This window comes from Mycobacterium sp. NGS22 (genome assembly GCF_059813095.1).
On the sequence record NZ_JCALDY010000017.1, the window covers coordinates 24,686 to 40,899 of the forward strand.

Sequence of the window (16,214 nt, forward strand, 5' to 3'; positions counted from 1 at the left end):
GCACTCGGCGGAACCGGGCTCACTCGAAGTCGCCTCGCCTGCAACGTCATACCGTGGCCACAGTCAATCCCAGGTCGACCGCCCGAGCCGCGAGCCTGTCGTCGAACGTGGCTATGGTGGCGTTGCACTGCGACGCGGTGTACAGCACACAGCAGTCGGGCATCCTCAGCTTGGTGGTGGCACGTAGCTCGCCCAGGCGGCGGGCGGCGCCGGCCGGAAGGTCCAGGCTCTGGATCTGCAACTGAGCCAGCAGTCGGTCGAGCTGTTCGGTGCTGCCGGTTCGGGCGGGACCGACGTAAACCTCGGCGAGGGTGACGACGCTAGCAGCGAAACTGTCCAAGGCGTGCGCCCTGAGCAGAGCAGTCGCCTCGACATGGTGCGCATCGGCCAACTCGAAATGGCCGATCAGGACGCTGGCGTCGAGGATGATCACTCCGGCCAGTCCTCGCGAAGCTCCCTGAGATAGTCACTTCCGTAGACCCCGGCCAGTGCGCCACTCGTTTCTTCTATTGCTCGCTCGCGTTGGCTGACGGCAGCAGAGTCGTTGTGCGCGATCGTATTTCGTCCTACGAGGATCAACCGGCGCAACAGCGCACCCGGCTTATGGGCAAGATCGGGCCACTCGCGGCGCGCGACTTCCAGTGCGTCGCTGATGTCGTTGGTTTCTGTGATGGCATGGCGACGGTGAGCGGTCGGCATCGCCGAAGTGTAACACTACCTAGGTAGGTGTGACACCGCTGGTGCTGGCATCGGCGCAGCTCGTCGATAGATACAACGGCGCGGAGTCATCCGAAAGGGTGCGCCGCTACGGCTACTCGACGTTGACGCCGTAGTCCAACGCAATGCCGCGAAGACCGGAGGCATAGCCTTGGCCGATCGCCCGGAATTTCCATTCTCCGGAATGCCGGTAGAGCTCACCGAAAATCATCGCGGTTTCCGTCGAGGCATCTTCGGTGAGATCAAAGCGTGCGAGTTCAATGCTGGTCGCCTGATCGACGACTCGGATGTAGGCGTTCGTGACCTGACCGAAGTTCTGGCGTCTGTTGTCGGCCTCGTGGATGGACACGGAGAAGAAAATGTTGGTGATTGTCGGCGGCGTATTAGCGAGGTCTACGTTGATGATCTCGTCGTCGCCGCCGCTACCGCCGACCAGATCGTCACCCGTGTGCTCAATCGTGCCTTCAGGGGTCCGGGGATTGTTGTAGAAGACGAAATGGCTGTCGGAAAGCACCTTTTTGCCGGAGCCGGTCGCGAACGCGCTGGCATCGAGGTCGAAGTCGGCACCGGCGGTCGCGCGAGCGTGCCATCCCAAGCCGACCGCTACTGCGGTCAGATTAGGTGCCTGCTTGGCAAGCGAGACGTTGCCCCCTTTGGCCAGCTTGACCGACATCGATACCTCCGTGAACACACATCGTCGTTGGCGAGTCCTCGCGCTCGATACTAGTAACCGGCAGTCAAACCCCGAAATGGCGGGCTTTGAACAGGGTGCGACGTTGGGACTTCTGTCCTGGCAGGTGCAGCGGTGGCCGTGAGTAATTGATTGAGCAATTGGACGTGCCGGGAATTCCTATGACCGCTGTCGACCTAGGCCAGGTGCACCGTCAGGAACTGAGACGCTAACGGTGACAAGGTAATTAGCGTGCGGCCGATTCGGCCAATACCTGCACGGTCGGAGCCTTCATCAGTAATGTCCGGTCGAGCGCAAGCAGATTCTGTCCAGCAAGGACACCGATCCCGTTAAACGCTTCGTCGACAAGCCGGAGTGAGCATTCAACGAAACATCTTGCAGGCGTTGCCAAATTCAATCTGTCTGACTGACCACTGGCAGCCGCGATGTGTCATCGCGAACTGGTGGCCGATGTCAATGACCGCGCTTCGGCGGATACTGACAGGATGCCGGTTATTACTGCAATTCAGGGAAACATCACCGAGCAGCACGTTGACGCGATAGTCAACGCCGCGAACAACACAATGCGCGGTGGCGGTGGTGTCGACGGCGCGATTCACCGTGTCGGTGGCCCCGCAATCTTGCGCGAGTGCATTGAGCGATTCCCGGACGGGCTCGCGACCGGCTACGCCGGATGGACGACGGCGGGGGAGCTACCCGCCCGATGGGTGATTCACACGGTCGGTCCCAACTACAGAGCCGGGCAGCGGAACCGCTCACTTTTGGAGTCTTGCTACCGCCGTTCGTTAGAGGTCGCCGACGAGCTCGGCGCTCGAAGCGTCGCTTTTCCACTCATCAGCACGGGTAGTTACGGCTGGCCGGGACGCGATGCCATCGCGGCGGCAATCGCGACCATCGCCGCCTCTGAAGCGCGTGTCGAAGAAGTGAGGCTGGTGGCGTTCGGACGGGGTGAGCACGACCTGGTGCTTGAGCAACTGGCGTCACAAACGTCTGATCCACTCTAAAAGCAGTGTGCGCCAACCGGTTTACCGCCAATATCGGCGCACCCCGTCGATGACGACAACCAGCACGCGGCGACGGCAGCCTAACCGGGATTTATCCCCACGTCGCAGTTGATGACCCGAGCCCCCCGATCAGCTAAGGTTCTCGCTGGCAACTCAACCGGCTGGGGAGCGTATATGGCGCAGTTGTATCAGCAGCACAAAAAGGTGATCGAAGCCCATCTGAACAACACCAGCATCCGGGCGCTGACCGGCTCGATGGTCGCCTACGAAGGCAACATCACTTTCAAGAACGCCGGCTTCGGCGGCGGCTCGGGCGTGCTGGCCGGCCTCAAACAGCGCGTCACCGGCGAGGCGCTGAGCCTGATGGAGTGCACCGGCCAGGGTCGGGTCTTCTTGGCGGTCAACGCCCAGAACGTCACGATCATCGACCTGAACAACGAGCAGCTGCAGGTCGAGTCACGCCAACTGCTCGCCATGGCCGGCAACCTGCAGAACAACGTGACTTTCACCGGCCTCAGAGGCGCATCCTCCGGCCAAGGCCTGTTCACCACGGTGGTCACCGGCCAGGGCCAGGTCGCGATTCTTTCCGCCGGCGGTCCCTTGATCCACCTGGAAGTGAGCCCGCAGTACCCGCTCGTCGTCGACCCCGACGCGTTCGTGTGCGCCAAAGGCCAGATGCAGCAGTCGTTCATCACCGACGTGTCGTGGCGGACGGCGATGGGCCAGGGCAGTGGTGAGAATTTCTCACTGCGCTGGGATGGCCAGGGCGTCGTGTCAATCCAGCCGGCCGAGCGGTAGGGGACCACAGTGGTATTCGCCAAGGTCAACTCGAAAGTCGTCAAGGTCAACGTCGCCCAGGCCGGCGGCGTCGTGGCCCGCACCGGCGCGATGCTGTTCTACACCGGCGACGTCGCGTTCGCGCCGCACCAAGTCCCGGGTGCCGGCCAGATGGGCGGCATGGGCGGCATCGCCCGCCTCGCCGGCCGAATGATGCAGGGTGAACACGAACGCACCATGATGGCCCAGGGCAACGGCGAAGTGCACTACGGCTACGCCGGACTGGAAGTGCACGTCGTGGAGATCCAGCCGGGGCAGGTCCTGCGAGTCGAAGCATCGAGGCTGCTCGCCAACACCGCGGGGTTGCAGTCGAGCGTGGTCTCGGTGGCCAGCACCGGCGGCGGGGGCGGCGGCGGCATGATGGGCATGCTGCGCGGCGCGGCCAGCGGCGCCCTGACCGGCCAAGGCCTGTGGACGACGCAACTGTCCGGGCACGGCGCCGCGGTCCTGCTCGCCCACGGCGGAGTGCTGGAACTTCAAGTGGGAGGCCCCAATCCGGTGGTGGTCGACCCCCAGGCCTTCGTCGGCGTCTACGGCAATGTGCAGACCGAACTGAAGAGCGCGATGAGTTGGCGCGACGCCGTCGGACGAGGATCGGGCGAAGCGATGCAACTGAAATGCCATGGGCAGGGAACCGTTTACGTGCAGGCATCGGAGGAAAAGCTGTGAGCCCCTCGTTTGGTCAGATACTCAACCCGAACACGTTGCCCGGCGACGACAACATCCCCGACAACCCGTACGCGTTCAACATCGACCTGCTCAACCCGTGGTTCATCCGCAAGGGCGCCATGATCGCCTACTACGGACAGATGCAGTTCCGCGCCCTGACCCACGGGCTGCAGGGCGGACTGATGCACATGGTCTCCCAACAGTTCTCGGCGCCACTGTATTTCGGCGACTACACGGTCGCGGAGGGCCAGGGCAAGCTGATCATCGGCGACCGCGGCTACGACATCAACTCCTACGACCTCGACGACGGCAACCTGACCATCCGTGCGGCGAATCTCCTTGCGTTCCAACCAGGTTTGTCCCTCAACCAGTCGATCGTGCCCGGATTCGTCACGCTGATCGGCACCGGCAAGTTCCTGGCGTCCTCCAACGGCGCGGTCATGTTCGTCGAACCGCCGGCGCGCGTCGATCCCGAAGCGCTGGTCGGCTGGGCAGACTGCCCGTCACCGAGCCACCACTACGACCAGCGCTGGATCGGCAGCTTCATCGCGGCCGGCGCGGCGCGGTTCGGCATCAACACGGGTGAGGAACGTCAGTTCGACTTCACCGGCGCCGGCACCATCCTGATCCAGTCCAGCGAGAAGGTGCTCAGCGACTCAGCGGTGGTGCGCACCATCGAATCTCAGCTGTACGGGCTGTCCAGCGGCGGCCTGCAACGCCTGAATCAGGTGATCACCGCGCAGATGGCCCAGCAGCACCGCGTCTGAAATTAATCCTTACGACCCGACTGCCACTGCAGGCCCCAGCCGTACGCCTGATCCAGCAGCCGCTGACCGCCGTTGATGTACTGCACTTCCCGGTTGACGTGCAGCGCGCCCTGGGCATAGTAGACCTGGGCGATCGCGCAGATGCGCGCCTGGTTGTTCGGTGAGTCCATCCGCACCTCGATCTGGGGACCCGAGGTCGGGAACATGGTCACCACACCGTCGACCGCCGCCCAGTTCGGTGCGCCCTCGTAGATCATCGCGAAGATCAGGATCCGCCGAAACCGTTCGGGCTGTTCGAGATTGATGCGCATGTTCTCACCGCCGGCTGCCGATCCGGTGCGGTCGTCGGCGTCCAGCGCGATGAACGGCTCGGAGAACTCCGACCCGTAGGAGTTGCCCAGCGCCTGCACGACACCCTTGCGTCCCGTCGACAACTCGTACAGACAGCCCAGATCGAGGTCGACGGCACCGCCGTAGCCGCCGGTGTTCCAGTTCAGGTTGACCCGCATAACCCCTTGCCGCTCACCGGCTTTGGTCAAGCTGATCCGCGGGGCGTCCTTGGTCAGCTTGATCTTGGACAGGCTCACTCCGCCGGCCGACGGCGCAACTGAGGACGGACGCGCGGGGGCGGGGTAGGTCAGTGGCGGCGGAGACGCCGAAGGGCCGGGCTGGGACTGCGGGCGCTTGTTGTAGTCGATACCCATGAGGACCCTTTCGTAGCGGAATCGGCGCGCTAATCGACCTCGGCGGCCTGACGCTCCGGCACCTCTTCGGCACGTTCCCTACGGTTGCGCACCACACTGGTGAGGAAGGCCGCACCGATGAGCACCACGCCGATCATGCCGGTGACGATCTCGGGGATCTCGATCGTCCCGGTGGTTATCAGCAGGATCGTCGCCAAAGCGCCGATCGCCCAGTGCGCTCCGTGTTCGAGGTAGACGTACTCGGAGAGCGTTCCCTTGCGCACCAGGAAAATCGTGATCGACCGAACGAACATCGCACCGATGAAGCCAAGACCCAGCGCGATGAGGATGGGGTCCGCGGTGATCGCGAACGCACCGATCACGCCGTCGAACGAGAACGACGCGTCCAGGACTTCCAGATACAAGAACAGGAAGAAGCCAGCCTTGCCCGCCGCCTTGGCGGTTTCGGAAGGTCCACCGGCCACCGGCGTTTCGGGATCGGTGATCTCGTCGTCCACCTCGAACATCGACCCGAGTCCGTCCACGACGATGTAGACGATCAAGCCGAGCAATCCGGACAACAGCACCGTGGATTGATTTTCTGGCTTCGCGATGAGTTGGGAGGACAAGATGATCGCCACCGCCGCGACCGCCACCGAGAGCTGGTCGAGCTTGCCGGCTTTACCCAGCGGCCGCTCCAGCCAGGACAGCCAGGTGATCTCGCGTTCGCTGAAGATGAAGTTCAGGAACAACAACAGCAGGAACGCCCCGCCGAAGGCGGCGATCTGCGGGTGCGCCCCGGTGAGCGCGGTCTCATAGCTAGGACTGCCGTCGGGGAAATACGGGGCGTGGTTGGCCGGAGGATTGAGTGCCTTGTCGAAAGCCTGCTGCGGATTCAGACCCGCGGTAATCCAGACCACCGCGAGCGGAAAGACCAGCCGCATGCCGAACACCGCGACCAAGATCCCGATCGTCAGGAACATCCGCTGCCAGAACTCGTTCATGCGGCGCAGCACGGTGGCATTGATGACCGCATTGTCGAACGACAGCGACACCTCGAGGATGCCCAGAATCGCACACAGGATGAGTGCCTGGACGCTGCCGTACCAGAAGGCAACGCCTAGTGAAAGGACCGTGACGAGTAGTGACGGCCAAAAGATCCGTAGCGCGCCGACCTTGGGAGCCACGCTAGACGTTGACGCCATAGTCGCGGGCGATCCCCGCCAGCCCCGACGCGTAGCCCTGGCCGATGGCGCGGAACTTCCACTCGGCGCCATTGCGGTACAGCTCGCCGAAGACCATCGCGGTCTCGGTGGAGGCGTCCTCGGACAGGTCGTAGCGAGCGAGTTCGCTGCCGTTGGAGCGGTCGATGACCCGGATGTAGGCGTTCTGGACCTGCCCGAAGCTTTGGCTGCGCGAGTCGGCGTCATAGATCGACACCGGGAAGAAGATGTTGGTGATGTTGGGCGGGGTGTTGGCCAGGTCGACGTTGATCACCTCGTCGTCACCCTCGCCCTCACCGGTCAGGTTGTCTCCGGTGTGCTCGATCGAACCTTCGGGCGAGCGCAGGTTGTTGAAGAAGACGAAGTGCGAGTCGGACAGCACTTTCTTGTTCTCACCGCAGGCGATGGCGCTGGCATCGAGGTCGAAGTCGGTGCCTGTGGTGGTCCGGACGTCCCAACCCAAGCCGACGGCGACAGCCGTCAGATTCGGCGCCTGCTTGGTCAGCGAAACATTGCCGCCCTTACTCAGACTGACACCCATCGAGCACCCCTCCAGATGATGTGAGAAAACTTTGTCGGACTAGGTATCTGCAAACACAGGAACCGATGCCAACCGTAGTACACCGTCGACGGATAAAGCGACGACTATCAGGCGAGGACTTTGTGCCCGCTAAGATCGCGGTGTGCGTGGTCGGTGGTTCAGACGGTCTCGCGAGCCCCGCACAGACGCATCGTTCGACTCGGCGCAAACCGCCCTGACGGCGGCGTTTTTGGACATGGAAAACCGCCGGAACGTGGTCGAATCCCTCTTTCAGGCCGCGACGGCGGTCGAGCCGCAGCGGGCGCTCGAGCCTGCGTTCGACGCGGTCCGCACCGCCTGCGACGACGCCACGGCCGCCTATTTGTCCGCAACGGGATCCGGTAGTGACTTCCCCGGCGGCTACCGCAATTCGTACGATCGGACGGTAACCCTAGACCGAGCGCAGCAACTTCTCGATTCGGCGCGGCGAAGCCTGGACCAGTTCCACGAACGACATCGTGCGACCCTGGACGCGGCGGCGGCTCGCGGAGTTGCTGTGGGCGCCGACGCGGAGGCCGCGATCGCCGAAGCCGACGACGTGGCGCGCAGATTGTCGCAAACCCCGGACGCGTTTCGGGCCTACCCGTCGGTGCAGCGCGCCAACGATCAGTTGAGCGTGGCGTATCGCGACCTGGAGTCGGCGCGCCAGCAGCGTGACCTGGCGCCGGTCGCCGAGCGCAGTCGTCAGCTCCGGGCGGCCGTCCAGTCAGTCGTCGAAGCTCTCGACGCGGCGCCCCAGCGCGACGAGCGGGCGCGCCAGACGGTGGCCTCCCTGCGCACCCGGCTGGATGCGCTGCGCAACCGGGTGGACAGCGTCGATGTCAACAGGTCGGCACTGCTGCGGGAGTTCCATGCCGACAGCTCGAACGACCTGTTGAACAACGGCCCGGCCAGTCGCGGTCATCTGGACCGCGCCGACGGGCTGTTGACGCGCGCCGTGGCCGCCCAGCGTCAGCGCCAACCGGAGGAATCCTTGGAGCTGGGGGTGCAGGCACGCGCCGAGCTGACCGCGGCCGAGGAGCTCATCGACGCCGTGGGCGACCGGCTTGCCATGCTGCGTCAGCTGCGCAGCGACCCGGCCCGCAAGGAAAAAGAAGTGCGGTTTCGGCTGCGCGACGCTCAACGACTGGCGGTCGACCGGGGCGCGGTCCAGGAATGGGGTGCGGCGCTGGACGCCCAGTCCCCGCGCATCGACCTGCTGGTCGAGGGCCTGCAGCGCCCACACCCGGATTACTGGGGCTACCACCGCGGGCTGGAGGACGTATCCAACTTCATCGCGACGATCGTTGCTCGCATCAGGCAGCGGGCCGCGCAATGAGAGGCTCCCCATCGGCAACGGGGATCCGGCATTTCCATCATCTGTCGGATGCCGATCAGGAACGGCTCTTCTTCCTTGCACCCGAGGAGTTGCCCGCCGACGCCGATCGAGATCTGCTGGCGGTCGGTTTGGGTGCCACCCTCTACATCCCCGCTGACCGTCCCGATCTCGCCGCGACGGTGGCGCGGCGCGCCGACACCGGGGTGTGCTCGATGGTGCTCGATCTCGAGGATGCCGTCGACCACGGATCGGCGGAGTCGGCACTGAACGCCGTGGTCACCGTCCTCGACGAACTGGCCGAAACGCGCGAAGCCGTACCGGCCATGCTTTTCGTCCGGGTCCGTAGCGCCGAATGCATCGGCCGGATTGCGGGAGCGCTGCGCGGTGGCCGGGACGTGTTGAGTGGCTTCGTGATTCCTAAATTCGCTGCGGACACCGGAAAGCAGTTCCTGCACGAGACCGCCGAAGCCGGTCGCTGCCTGGGCAAACATCTCTACTCCATGCCGGTGCTGGAGTCCGCCGCGTTGGCGTACTGCGAGAGCCGGGACGCCGAACTGACGGCCATCGCCGATGTGCTTGCCGGCTACCGCGATTCGGTGTTGGCGCTGCGCATCGGGGCCACCGACATGTGCGGAGTGTTCGGGATCCGGCGGGACCGCGATCTGACGATCTACGACGTACGCGTCATCGCTGACGCGATCAGCGACATCGTCAACTATTTCGGCCGGGCCGACGGCACCGGGTACGTGATCACCGGACCGGTGTGGGAGTACTTCGCCGATCACGAGCGACTGTTTCGTCCCATGCTGCGGACCACGCCGTTCGCCGAGCACGACGCGGTGCGGTTTCGCGACCAGTTGGTGAGCCGCGACTTCGACGCCCTGCTGCGGGAGTTGAGTCTGGATCGTGCCAACGGCATGCACGGCAAGACGGTCATCCATCCCTCGCATGTGCCGGCCGTGCACGCGCTGGCGGTGGTGACCCACGAGGAATACCGTGACGCGCTCGACGTGACCGCCGCCGAGGAAAGCGGGGTGCGTCGCTCGGAGTATCGCAACAAGATGAACGAGCCACGGCCCCACAGGATTTGGGCAGAGCAGGTGCTACGGCGCGCGCGTGTCTTCGGTGTCGCGCGCCAGGGGGTGTCTTTCGTAGACCTGCTGACGGTGCTAGCCGGCCGATGACCTCGTCGTCGTGGGCGACACGAACATTCGGCTTCGCGATCTCCGACCGCGATGCGGCGGGCCCGGTTTCGGTGACCGACCTCGTGTTGCCCGGCCTGCGCCGCAATCCGCGCCGCGCGCACCTGTTGGTGTCGACGGTGCTGGGCAAACACATCGCTGCCGAGCCGGCCTCGGTGATTCACGCTGGGCACCAGCTGGGTGAGTGCATCAAGGCGGTGGCCGACGACGACGTCGATGTGCTCGGAATGGCCGAAACAGCAACGGGATTGGGGCATTGCGTCGCCGACCGACTCGATGCCGCCGTGTACCTGCACACGACGCGACGGCCCGCCGAACATGTTTATGCCGGCTTCCAGGAAGGTCATTCGCACGCCACCGATCACACGCTGCAACCCAGAGCCGGCCTATTCGCCGCGCAACGCCCATTGGTGATTGCCGACGACGAAATATCCACTGGAACAACGGCGCTAGCGGCTATCCGGGCGCTTCATCCGCTGATACCCCGGTCCCGCTATGTGGTCGCCTCGCTGGTGGATGTCCGCGAGCCACACCACGAGGAGGCGGTCACCCAGACTGCCGGGGAACTCGGCGTGCGAATAGACTATGTGAGCCTCGCGGTTGGTCGGGTTACGTTGCCGGAGAGCCTTCTTGGCGAGGTCAACGCGCTACCCGCGCCTGAGCTCAATATCCCGTTTCGGGCCCGGCGTGGCACCGTCCGGCGTGTCGAGGTGCCGCTGTCGATTCCAGAAGGCGGCCGGCACGGCTTCACCCGCGCGGACCGCTCAGCGCTGAACAGCGCGCTGGACCCGCTGCTGGGCCGGCTCGACGAGCATCTCGATCCGGGTCGGCCCGTACTGGTGGTCGGCCATGAGGAGTTCATGTATCTGCCGCTGCGGGTTGCCGACGGGCTCGCCGATGCCGGTCGTGCGGTGCGCTACCAGTCCAGCACCCGCTCGCCCGCCTACGTGCACGACGTACCCGACTATCCGTTGCGACGCGGCTACCGCTTCAGTGCCTGCGAGCCGGGCGACGAGGCGCCTCGTTTCTTGTACAACGGCTGGCCCGATGCCGAGCCGGTCCTGGTCTTGATGGTCGACGCCGGCGCGGACACGGTACGCCTCAACGAATCCGGCGGCATTGTCGACGTTTTGACCAAAGCCGGCTACGACGTGTTGGTCGCTGCCGTATACGGTGCCGGCGCGTGAAGCCGCTGCACGGGCCGGGGTTCGGTTCCTATGCGCCCGAGGAGGTCAGCTGGCTGCTCACCGACCTGTCCGCGATGGCCCTCGAGGCAGACACCGCCGAGCGCGAGCGGGCGATTCAAAGTGGCCGCGCACATTACGCCGAGTCCTTGCCAATCGAATACCAACCCGACCAGGACTACCAAGATTTGTTCAGCGATGTGCTGGCCGAAAGCTCCCGGCGGCTGGCCGTCGCTGTCGGGGTGGTCACCGAACTCGTGTCGGCCGAACGCGGCCGCGACGTCGTGCTGGTGTCGCTGGCCCGGGCCGGAACCCCCATCGGGATTCTGATGCGCCGCTGGATGCTGTGCCATCACGGCGACACGGTGCCGCACTACGCGATCTCGATCGTCCGTGATCGGGGTATCGACACCGTCGCACTGGATTACCTTGTCGACGAACACGATCCGAAGAAAGTGGTGTTCGTCGACGGCTGGACCGGCAAAGGGGCGATCACCCGCGAACTCAGCGCGGCGTTGAGCGAATATCGCCGGCAGACGGACGTCGCCTTCAACGAAGATCTCGCGGTGCTCGCCGACCCGGGACACTGCGTGCGCACGTATGGGACTAGGGATGATTTCCTGATCGCCTCGGCCTGCCTGAATTCCACTGTCTCCGGGCTGGTGTCCCGCACCGTCCTCAACCGCCGCCTGCTGGCACCGGGGCAATTCCACGGTGCCAAGTTCTACCGAGAACTCGCCGACGACGACCAATCCGCGACATTCCTCGACTCGGTGTCTGCCCACTTCGAAACCGTGGTCGACGACGTGCGGCGCGGTGTCGCAGACGTTCAGGCCGGCGACCGCGCGCCGACATGGTCGGGTTGGGCGACGGTCGAACGGATTCAGCACCAATACGGCATCACCACCGCCAATTTCGTCAAGCCTGGCATTGGCGAGACCACGCGCGTCCTGCTGCGGCGGGTGCCGTGGCGCATTCTGCTGCGTGACCTCGACGGGCCAGAGCACCGGCACATCAGGATGTTGGCGCAGGCGCGCAACGTGCCGATCGTGCACGATCCCGACTTGGCATTTTCCTGTGTCGGGTTGATCAAGGACGTCAGCACATGAGCGTCCTGATCGCCTGCGACCTGGACCGCACCCTGATCTATTCGGATCGCCACTTCGCTGGCGAGGACCGTGCCTGTGTGGAGATCTACAACGGGTCGCCGGTGTCGTTCATGACGCTGGAGGCGGTCGAGCGGCTGCGCGCACTGGCCGTTCGGGTCCCGTTCGTGCCGGCCACCACCCGCACCATCGCTCAATATCAACGAATAGAGCTGCCGGGCAGCCCATTTCGCTACGCGGTGACCAGCAACGGCGGCAACATCCTGGTCGACTCCGCCGCGGATGGAGCGTGGAGCGCAGCGATGGCCGCCCGGATCCGGGACGGCGGGCCGCCACTGGAAGAGGTCGTCGCCGCGCTGCGGACCCGGATCAGCGACGAGTGGGTGCACAACCTCCGCATCGCCGAAGACCTGTTCTGCTACCTGGTGGTCGACGAGGACAAGATGCCCGTCAGCTTCCTCGACGACTGGACCGGCTGGTGCGCGGGCCGCGGCTGGGTGGTTTCCCGGCAGGGCCGCAAGATCTATGCGGTCCCCGAGGCGCTGCGTAAGTCGCATGCGGTCGCCGAGGTGCGCCGACGTCTCGTCGAGGACGGTGCCTTGTCCGATGCGGCGCCGTTGCTGGCCGCCGGAGACGGGGCGTTGGATGCCGATTTACTTAGCTACGCTGACGAGTCCATCCGCCCGGCGCATGGCGAGCTGCACGCACTCGACTGGCGTTCGCCGCGCACGGTGGTGACTTCCTCGAGTGGGGCCCGCGCGGCCGAGGAGATGCTAGCTTGGCTGGCCGAACATGTCGGCTGACCACTTTGACCAGCGATTCTGTGCGATATGCGCTCCGCTTCCGGGACTTGTCGGTGCCTGGGACAACAATTGGCGGCACTTCTGCCGAGCCGATTGTGGCTGTGACAGGATAGGCAAAGGACCGAGGGCCGCAAACCTGTAAGGGAGGCCAGGGGAAGTGTGCTGTGGGCTCACCATATAACCCGTTCGACCCGGGCACTACGGCGAATGCCGGCGGACCGGGACCGGGCGGTCAGCCGCCTTTCGGGGCAGCAACGTCCAGCAGCACCCGGCCGCTCACCATCGCAAAGCCGCCGACCGCTCTGCTTGCGGTCAGTGCCGCTATTGCTGTCATCGGCGCGGTCTTGGCGACAGCCTGGTGGGCTGACGAGCTTGCGCTCGTCGGTTGGACACTGACCGGACCTGTCGCCGTCGGCGTACTGGCCCTCTACGTCGCTCGCGACACCGCACGGCGCGCCGAACCGGTGTACCTACGTCCTGACTGGCTCAACATGGCCTACGCGGCGGTGGCCGCGCTCGTGGTGATCGGAATCATGGTGTCGTCGGCGAGTTTCGCCTGGTGGGTAGGTCAACAGTGACCCGGATGCGCAATTTCGCCGCTGCGCTGGCGGTTTTGCTGCTTCCTGTTCTCCTCGCCGCGCCTGGCCCAGCTAAGACCAGCGAGACCCCGGGGGCCGACCGGTTCGGCGGCTGCCTGTCGGCTCAGAAGTCCGGGCAGATCCTGCTCATGATCGACGAATCCGGGAGTCTGCAATCCACCGACCCGCAGGCCAACCGGGTCAACGCCGCAAAGTATCTGGCCCGTAAGCTCTCTCAGTTCTCCACCGACGCGGGCATCAGTCTGGAGATCGCGATTGCCGGATTCTCCGACGACTACCACCCGGCGTTGAGTTGGACCAGACTCGATGCCGCAAGCCTGCCGACCGTGGAGGCGGGAATCGAAGCCTTCAAGAACAAGAACACCGGACCGGACACCGACTACTGGTTGGCCCTCGACGGCGCTCGAACCGCGCTGGGAAAAGCCTCGAAACCGGGAGAAGGTGAAAAGTGCCAGGCGCTGGCGTGGTTCACCGACGGAAAGTTGGAGTTCACCAAGCGCGACGCCACCAAACCATATGCCCCCGGCATCAACCTGAACTCTGATGCCGGCGAAGAGGCGACTATCAAAGCCGCGCAAGAAAGCATTTGCCGCGGCGGGGGATTGGCCGATCAACTGCGTTCCTCCGGCATCGTCACCCTGGCCATCGGACTGGCGCCCAACGCCGAACTAACCTCGGATTTCGACCTACTCAAAGCGATCGCGACCGGTCAACCGACTGCAGCGGTGCCGTCGTGCGGAGCGATCCGTAGCCCCGTCCCCGGCGACTTCTACTTGGTACAAAACATCGACGACCTCTTGTTTGTGTTCGACAAGTTGACCACTCCGGGGCAACCACCGATGGAGTACGACAACAGAGGTGTTTGTGCACGGGTAATCTGCGAGGAAGCCAAACACAAGTTCGTGCTGGATCGTTCGGTGCGCGCGGTCAGCGTACTGGCCGGGGCCGACCATCCCGGACTCGTCGCCTACCTGGTGCCCCCGAACGGCGCTCCGATCGAGTTAAAGAACGGGCCCGCCACGCTCGACGCGGGTGGCGTCAAAATCGACTACCAACCCGAGGGTTCGAAGTCGGTCTCGATTCACATGTCGAATCCCCAAGCGCCGCAATGGCAGGGTGTCTGGGCGCTGGTCTTCGTCGACCCCGTCGGCGATGGGACGGCCAAAACTCGCTCGCGCATCCACATCTCGGGTGACCTGTACCCCGCGTGGCCGGGAGCGGGAAAGACCACTTTGCACAACGGCGACACGAACGTCTCGTTGACGTTCGGACTGGTGGATGGCCGCCAGACGGCCGTCGACCCCACGACGTTGCCCGGCCAGGCGAAAATGTCCGCGGTGTTGGTGGACGTGAAGGGCTCTGAACACGTTATTGCAGTGGATGTTCCGAAAGATCGCATTCGTTCGCCGCAGGGGGTGGATCTTTCGCAGGTGCCGCCCGGTGCTGCGACGCTGAAGCTGACCTTGGACGTCACCACAGCAGATGCAGTGGATTCCAGTGGGATGCCGGTGCGCGGCACTCCACTGGCCACCCAACGGGTGGACATGCCAGTCACCATCGAACCACCGGTCGGGTATCCGAAAGTCGGTGGCAGGATCGATTTCGGTTCTCTCGAAGGCGACGGCACCTTCGAGGGGAAAGTTGACGTGACCGGACCGGGGTGTGCGTGGCTGTCCAGCGACGGCACGAAGGTCGTCGCAGCACCCGACGGGCTCGGCAAGGTAACGCTGGAGTCGCCTGCGGAGTCGGCGGGTAGTTGCCTCAAGCCGGGTGAGAACAAACAAGAATCCCTGCCCATCTCGATCAAAATCCCGGCCAAGGCCAACGGAGTGGTCAACGGCACCGTGACGGTGATGGTCGCGCCGGCCGACGGTAGCCGAGACCCGGTCGCCGTCGAGGTGCCATTCACCGCTTCATTGCACAAGCCCTTGGACAAAGCCAAGTTTGGCTACGCGTTCGCGTTGGCCATGATTCTGGGCCCCGGCATACCACTGCTGCTCTTGTACCTCTCGAAGTGGTTGATCACCCGGATCCCCGCCAAATCCCTCCGCTCCCAACAGATTCCAGTCCGGGTGTCGGGCGGTTCAGTCCTGCGGGACAACAGCACCTTTGCGGTGCGAGACGGTGAACTGGTCAGTCTCGTACAAGGACTCGGCAAGCCGGCGCGCCGGCTGGATCTGGGTGGTATCACCTTGCGCACCCACATCGGGCTTTCTCCGTTCGGTGCGGGCTTTGTGGTCGCGTCCGCACCCGGGCGCGCGGGCGCCGGTGGCAAATCGGGCGCCACACACGGCAAGACACCGGATGCGAAACTGCCGCTGGCCGTGCATAACACCTGGTTCGTGCTGCGGGATCCAGCGGCTCCGCCCGACGTTGCGACGGTGGTGCTGCTGGTCGGCGGTGACGCGGGTACCCAGGTGGTTGACCGACTCACCACCGAGATCACCACGTCGCTGCCGCGGGTTCTGGCAGACCTCGCGGCCCGTACTAAGACCGGCACTGCGCCGCCGTCGTCGCAGTCGGGTGACAATCCTTTCGGGGGCGGAGGGTCGCCGACGACGGTGGGTGACAATCCGTTTGCCGCGGGCGGTGGAACGCCATACGGCCCGCCCCAGCCGGCGCCGGGTGGCGGGCCGTTCGGTCCGGGCGGCAGTGCATTCCCACCCCCGCCATCGCGGCCGGGCGGCGCATACCCGTCTGGGCCGCATGCTCCGGGACCGGGTAATCCGTTCGGGCCCAGTGCTTCTCCCCACCCGTTTGGCCCCGGCAGTTCTTCACCCGCGCCTTCGCCGCCTCCCGGTGGTGACCCAACTAACCCGTTCAGATAATCG

The 16,214-nt window shown here is 64.7% G+C and carries 17 protein-coding genes; 11 read left to right on the top strand and 6 right to left on the bottom strand.

The window, feature by feature from the left end:
- Positions 1–46: 46 nt before the first annotated feature.
- From AC5Y47_RS17050 to AC5Y47_RS17060, 3 genes are all read right to left on the bottom strand, one after another.
- Positions 47–433, bottom strand: a complete 387-nt coding sequence (locus AC5Y47_RS17050) for a type II toxin-antitoxin system VapC family toxin (RefSeq protein WP_499945302.1) — start codon at positions 431–433, stop codon at positions 47–49.
- Entirely contained in the window at positions 430–699 is a 270-nt protein-coding gene (locus tag AC5Y47_RS17055; protein WP_499945303.1) for a hypothetical protein, read from the bottom strand. The genes AC5Y47_RS17050 and AC5Y47_RS17055 overlap by 4 nt, the downstream gene beginning before the upstream one ends.
- Positions 700–811: 112 nt before the next feature.
- Positions 812–1,390 carry a TerD family protein gene (locus tag AC5Y47_RS17060; protein ID WP_499945304.1) on the bottom strand — a complete coding sequence of 193 codons (579 nt, stop codon included), beginning with the start codon at positions 1,388–1,390 and terminating at the stop codon, positions 812–814.
- Positions 1,391–1,893: 503 nt separating this feature from the next.
- Here AC5Y47_RS17060 and AC5Y47_RS17065 point away from each other — a divergent pair.
- The 4 genes from AC5Y47_RS17065 (at position 1,894) to AC5Y47_RS17080 (ending at position 4,685) form a co-directional block, all read left to right on the top strand.
- Positions 1,894–2,412 carry an O-acetyl-ADP-ribose deacetylase gene (locus AC5Y47_RS17065; protein WP_499945417.1) on the top strand — a complete coding sequence of 173 codons (519 nt, stop codon included), beginning with the start codon at positions 1,894–1,896 and terminating at the stop codon, positions 2,410–2,412.
- Between the two features lie 174 nt (positions 2,413–2,586).
- The gene (locus tag AC5Y47_RS17070) at positions 2,587–3,210 is read left to right on the top strand and encodes an AIM24 family protein (RefSeq protein WP_499945305.1); all 624 of its coding nucleotides are present in this window, start codon (positions 2,587–2,589) and stop codon (positions 3,208–3,210) included.
- A gap of 9 nt (positions 3,211–3,219) precedes the next feature.
- Positions 3,220–3,918 carry an AIM24 family protein gene (locus tag AC5Y47_RS17075; RefSeq protein ID WP_499945307.1) on the top strand — a complete coding sequence of 233 codons (699 nt, stop codon included), beginning with the start codon at positions 3,220–3,222 and terminating at the stop codon, positions 3,916–3,918.
- On the top strand, positions 3,915–4,685 hold the full coding sequence (locus AC5Y47_RS17080) for an AIM24 family protein (RefSeq protein WP_499945309.1): 771 nt from the start codon (positions 3,915–3,917) through the stop codon (positions 4,683–4,685). Before AC5Y47_RS17075 ends, AC5Y47_RS17080 begins: the two co-directional genes overlap by 4 nt.
- A gap of 2 nt (positions 4,686–4,687) precedes the next feature.
- Here AC5Y47_RS17080 and AC5Y47_RS17085 read toward each other — a convergent pair whose 3' ends face one another.
- Genes AC5Y47_RS17085 through AC5Y47_RS17095 form a run of 3 tightly spaced genes read right to left on the bottom strand, consistent with a single transcriptional unit; the run spans position 4,688 to position 7,132 of the window.
- Complete coding sequence (locus AC5Y47_RS17085; protein WP_499945311.1) at positions 4,688–5,389, bottom strand: TerD family protein; 702 nt, start codon at positions 5,387–5,389, stop codon at positions 4,688–4,690.
- Between the two features lie 29 nt (positions 5,390–5,418).
- Positions 5,419–6,573 carry a DUF475 domain-containing protein gene (locus AC5Y47_RS17090; protein ID WP_499945314.1) on the bottom strand — a complete coding sequence of 385 codons (1,155 nt, stop codon included), beginning with the start codon at positions 6,571–6,573 and terminating at the stop codon, positions 5,419–5,421.
- Positions 6,557–7,132, bottom strand: coding sequence for a TerD family protein (locus AC5Y47_RS17095; RefSeq protein ID WP_499945316.1), 576 nt, complete (start codon positions 7,130–7,132; stop codon positions 6,557–6,559). Before AC5Y47_RS17095 ends, AC5Y47_RS17090 begins: the two co-directional genes overlap by 17 nt.
- A 253-nt stretch (positions 7,133–7,385) precedes the next feature.
- Between AC5Y47_RS17095 and AC5Y47_RS17100 the strand changes: the two genes are divergently transcribed.
- From AC5Y47_RS17100 to AC5Y47_RS17130, 7 genes are all read left to right on the top strand, one after another.
- On the top strand, positions 7,386–8,489 hold the full coding sequence (locus tag AC5Y47_RS17100) for a hypothetical protein (protein WP_499945318.1): 1,104 nt from the start codon (positions 7,386–7,388) through the stop codon (positions 8,487–8,489).
- A complete protein-coding gene (locus AC5Y47_RS17105; RefSeq protein WP_499945320.1) occupies positions 8,486–9,673 on the top strand; it encodes an HpcH/HpaI aldolase/citrate lyase family protein in 1,188 nt (395 codons plus the stop codon). The genes AC5Y47_RS17100 and AC5Y47_RS17105 overlap by 4 nt, the downstream gene beginning before the upstream one ends.
- Positions 9,670–10,878 (top strand): phosphoribosyltransferase family protein, encoded by a 1,209-nt coding sequence (locus AC5Y47_RS17110; RefSeq protein WP_499945321.1) that lies wholly within the window; start codon positions 9,670–9,672, stop codon positions 10,876–10,878. Before AC5Y47_RS17105 ends, AC5Y47_RS17110 begins: the two co-directional genes overlap by 4 nt.
- Positions 10,875–11,984 (top strand): cysteine protease StiP family protein, encoded by a 1,110-nt coding sequence (locus AC5Y47_RS17115; protein ID WP_499945323.1) that lies wholly within the window; start codon positions 10,875–10,877, stop codon positions 11,982–11,984. The genes AC5Y47_RS17110 and AC5Y47_RS17115 overlap by 4 nt, the downstream gene beginning before the upstream one ends.
- Positions 11,981–12,784, top strand: a complete 804-nt coding sequence (locus AC5Y47_RS17120) for an HAD family hydrolase (RefSeq protein WP_499945325.1) — start codon at positions 11,981–11,983, stop codon at positions 12,782–12,784. The genes AC5Y47_RS17115 and AC5Y47_RS17120 overlap by 4 nt, the downstream gene beginning before the upstream one ends.
- Before the next feature lie 164 nt (positions 12,785–12,948).
- Complete coding sequence (locus tag AC5Y47_RS17125) at positions 12,949–13,362, top strand: hypothetical protein (RefSeq protein ID WP_499945327.1); 414 nt, start codon at positions 12,949–12,951, stop codon at positions 13,360–13,362.
- A gap of 5 nt (positions 13,363–13,367) precedes the next feature.
- A complete protein-coding gene (locus AC5Y47_RS17130; RefSeq protein WP_499945329.1) occupies positions 13,368–16,211 on the top strand; it encodes a vWA domain-containing protein in 2,844 nt (947 codons plus the stop codon).
- Positions 16,212–16,214: the final 3 nt, after the last annotated feature.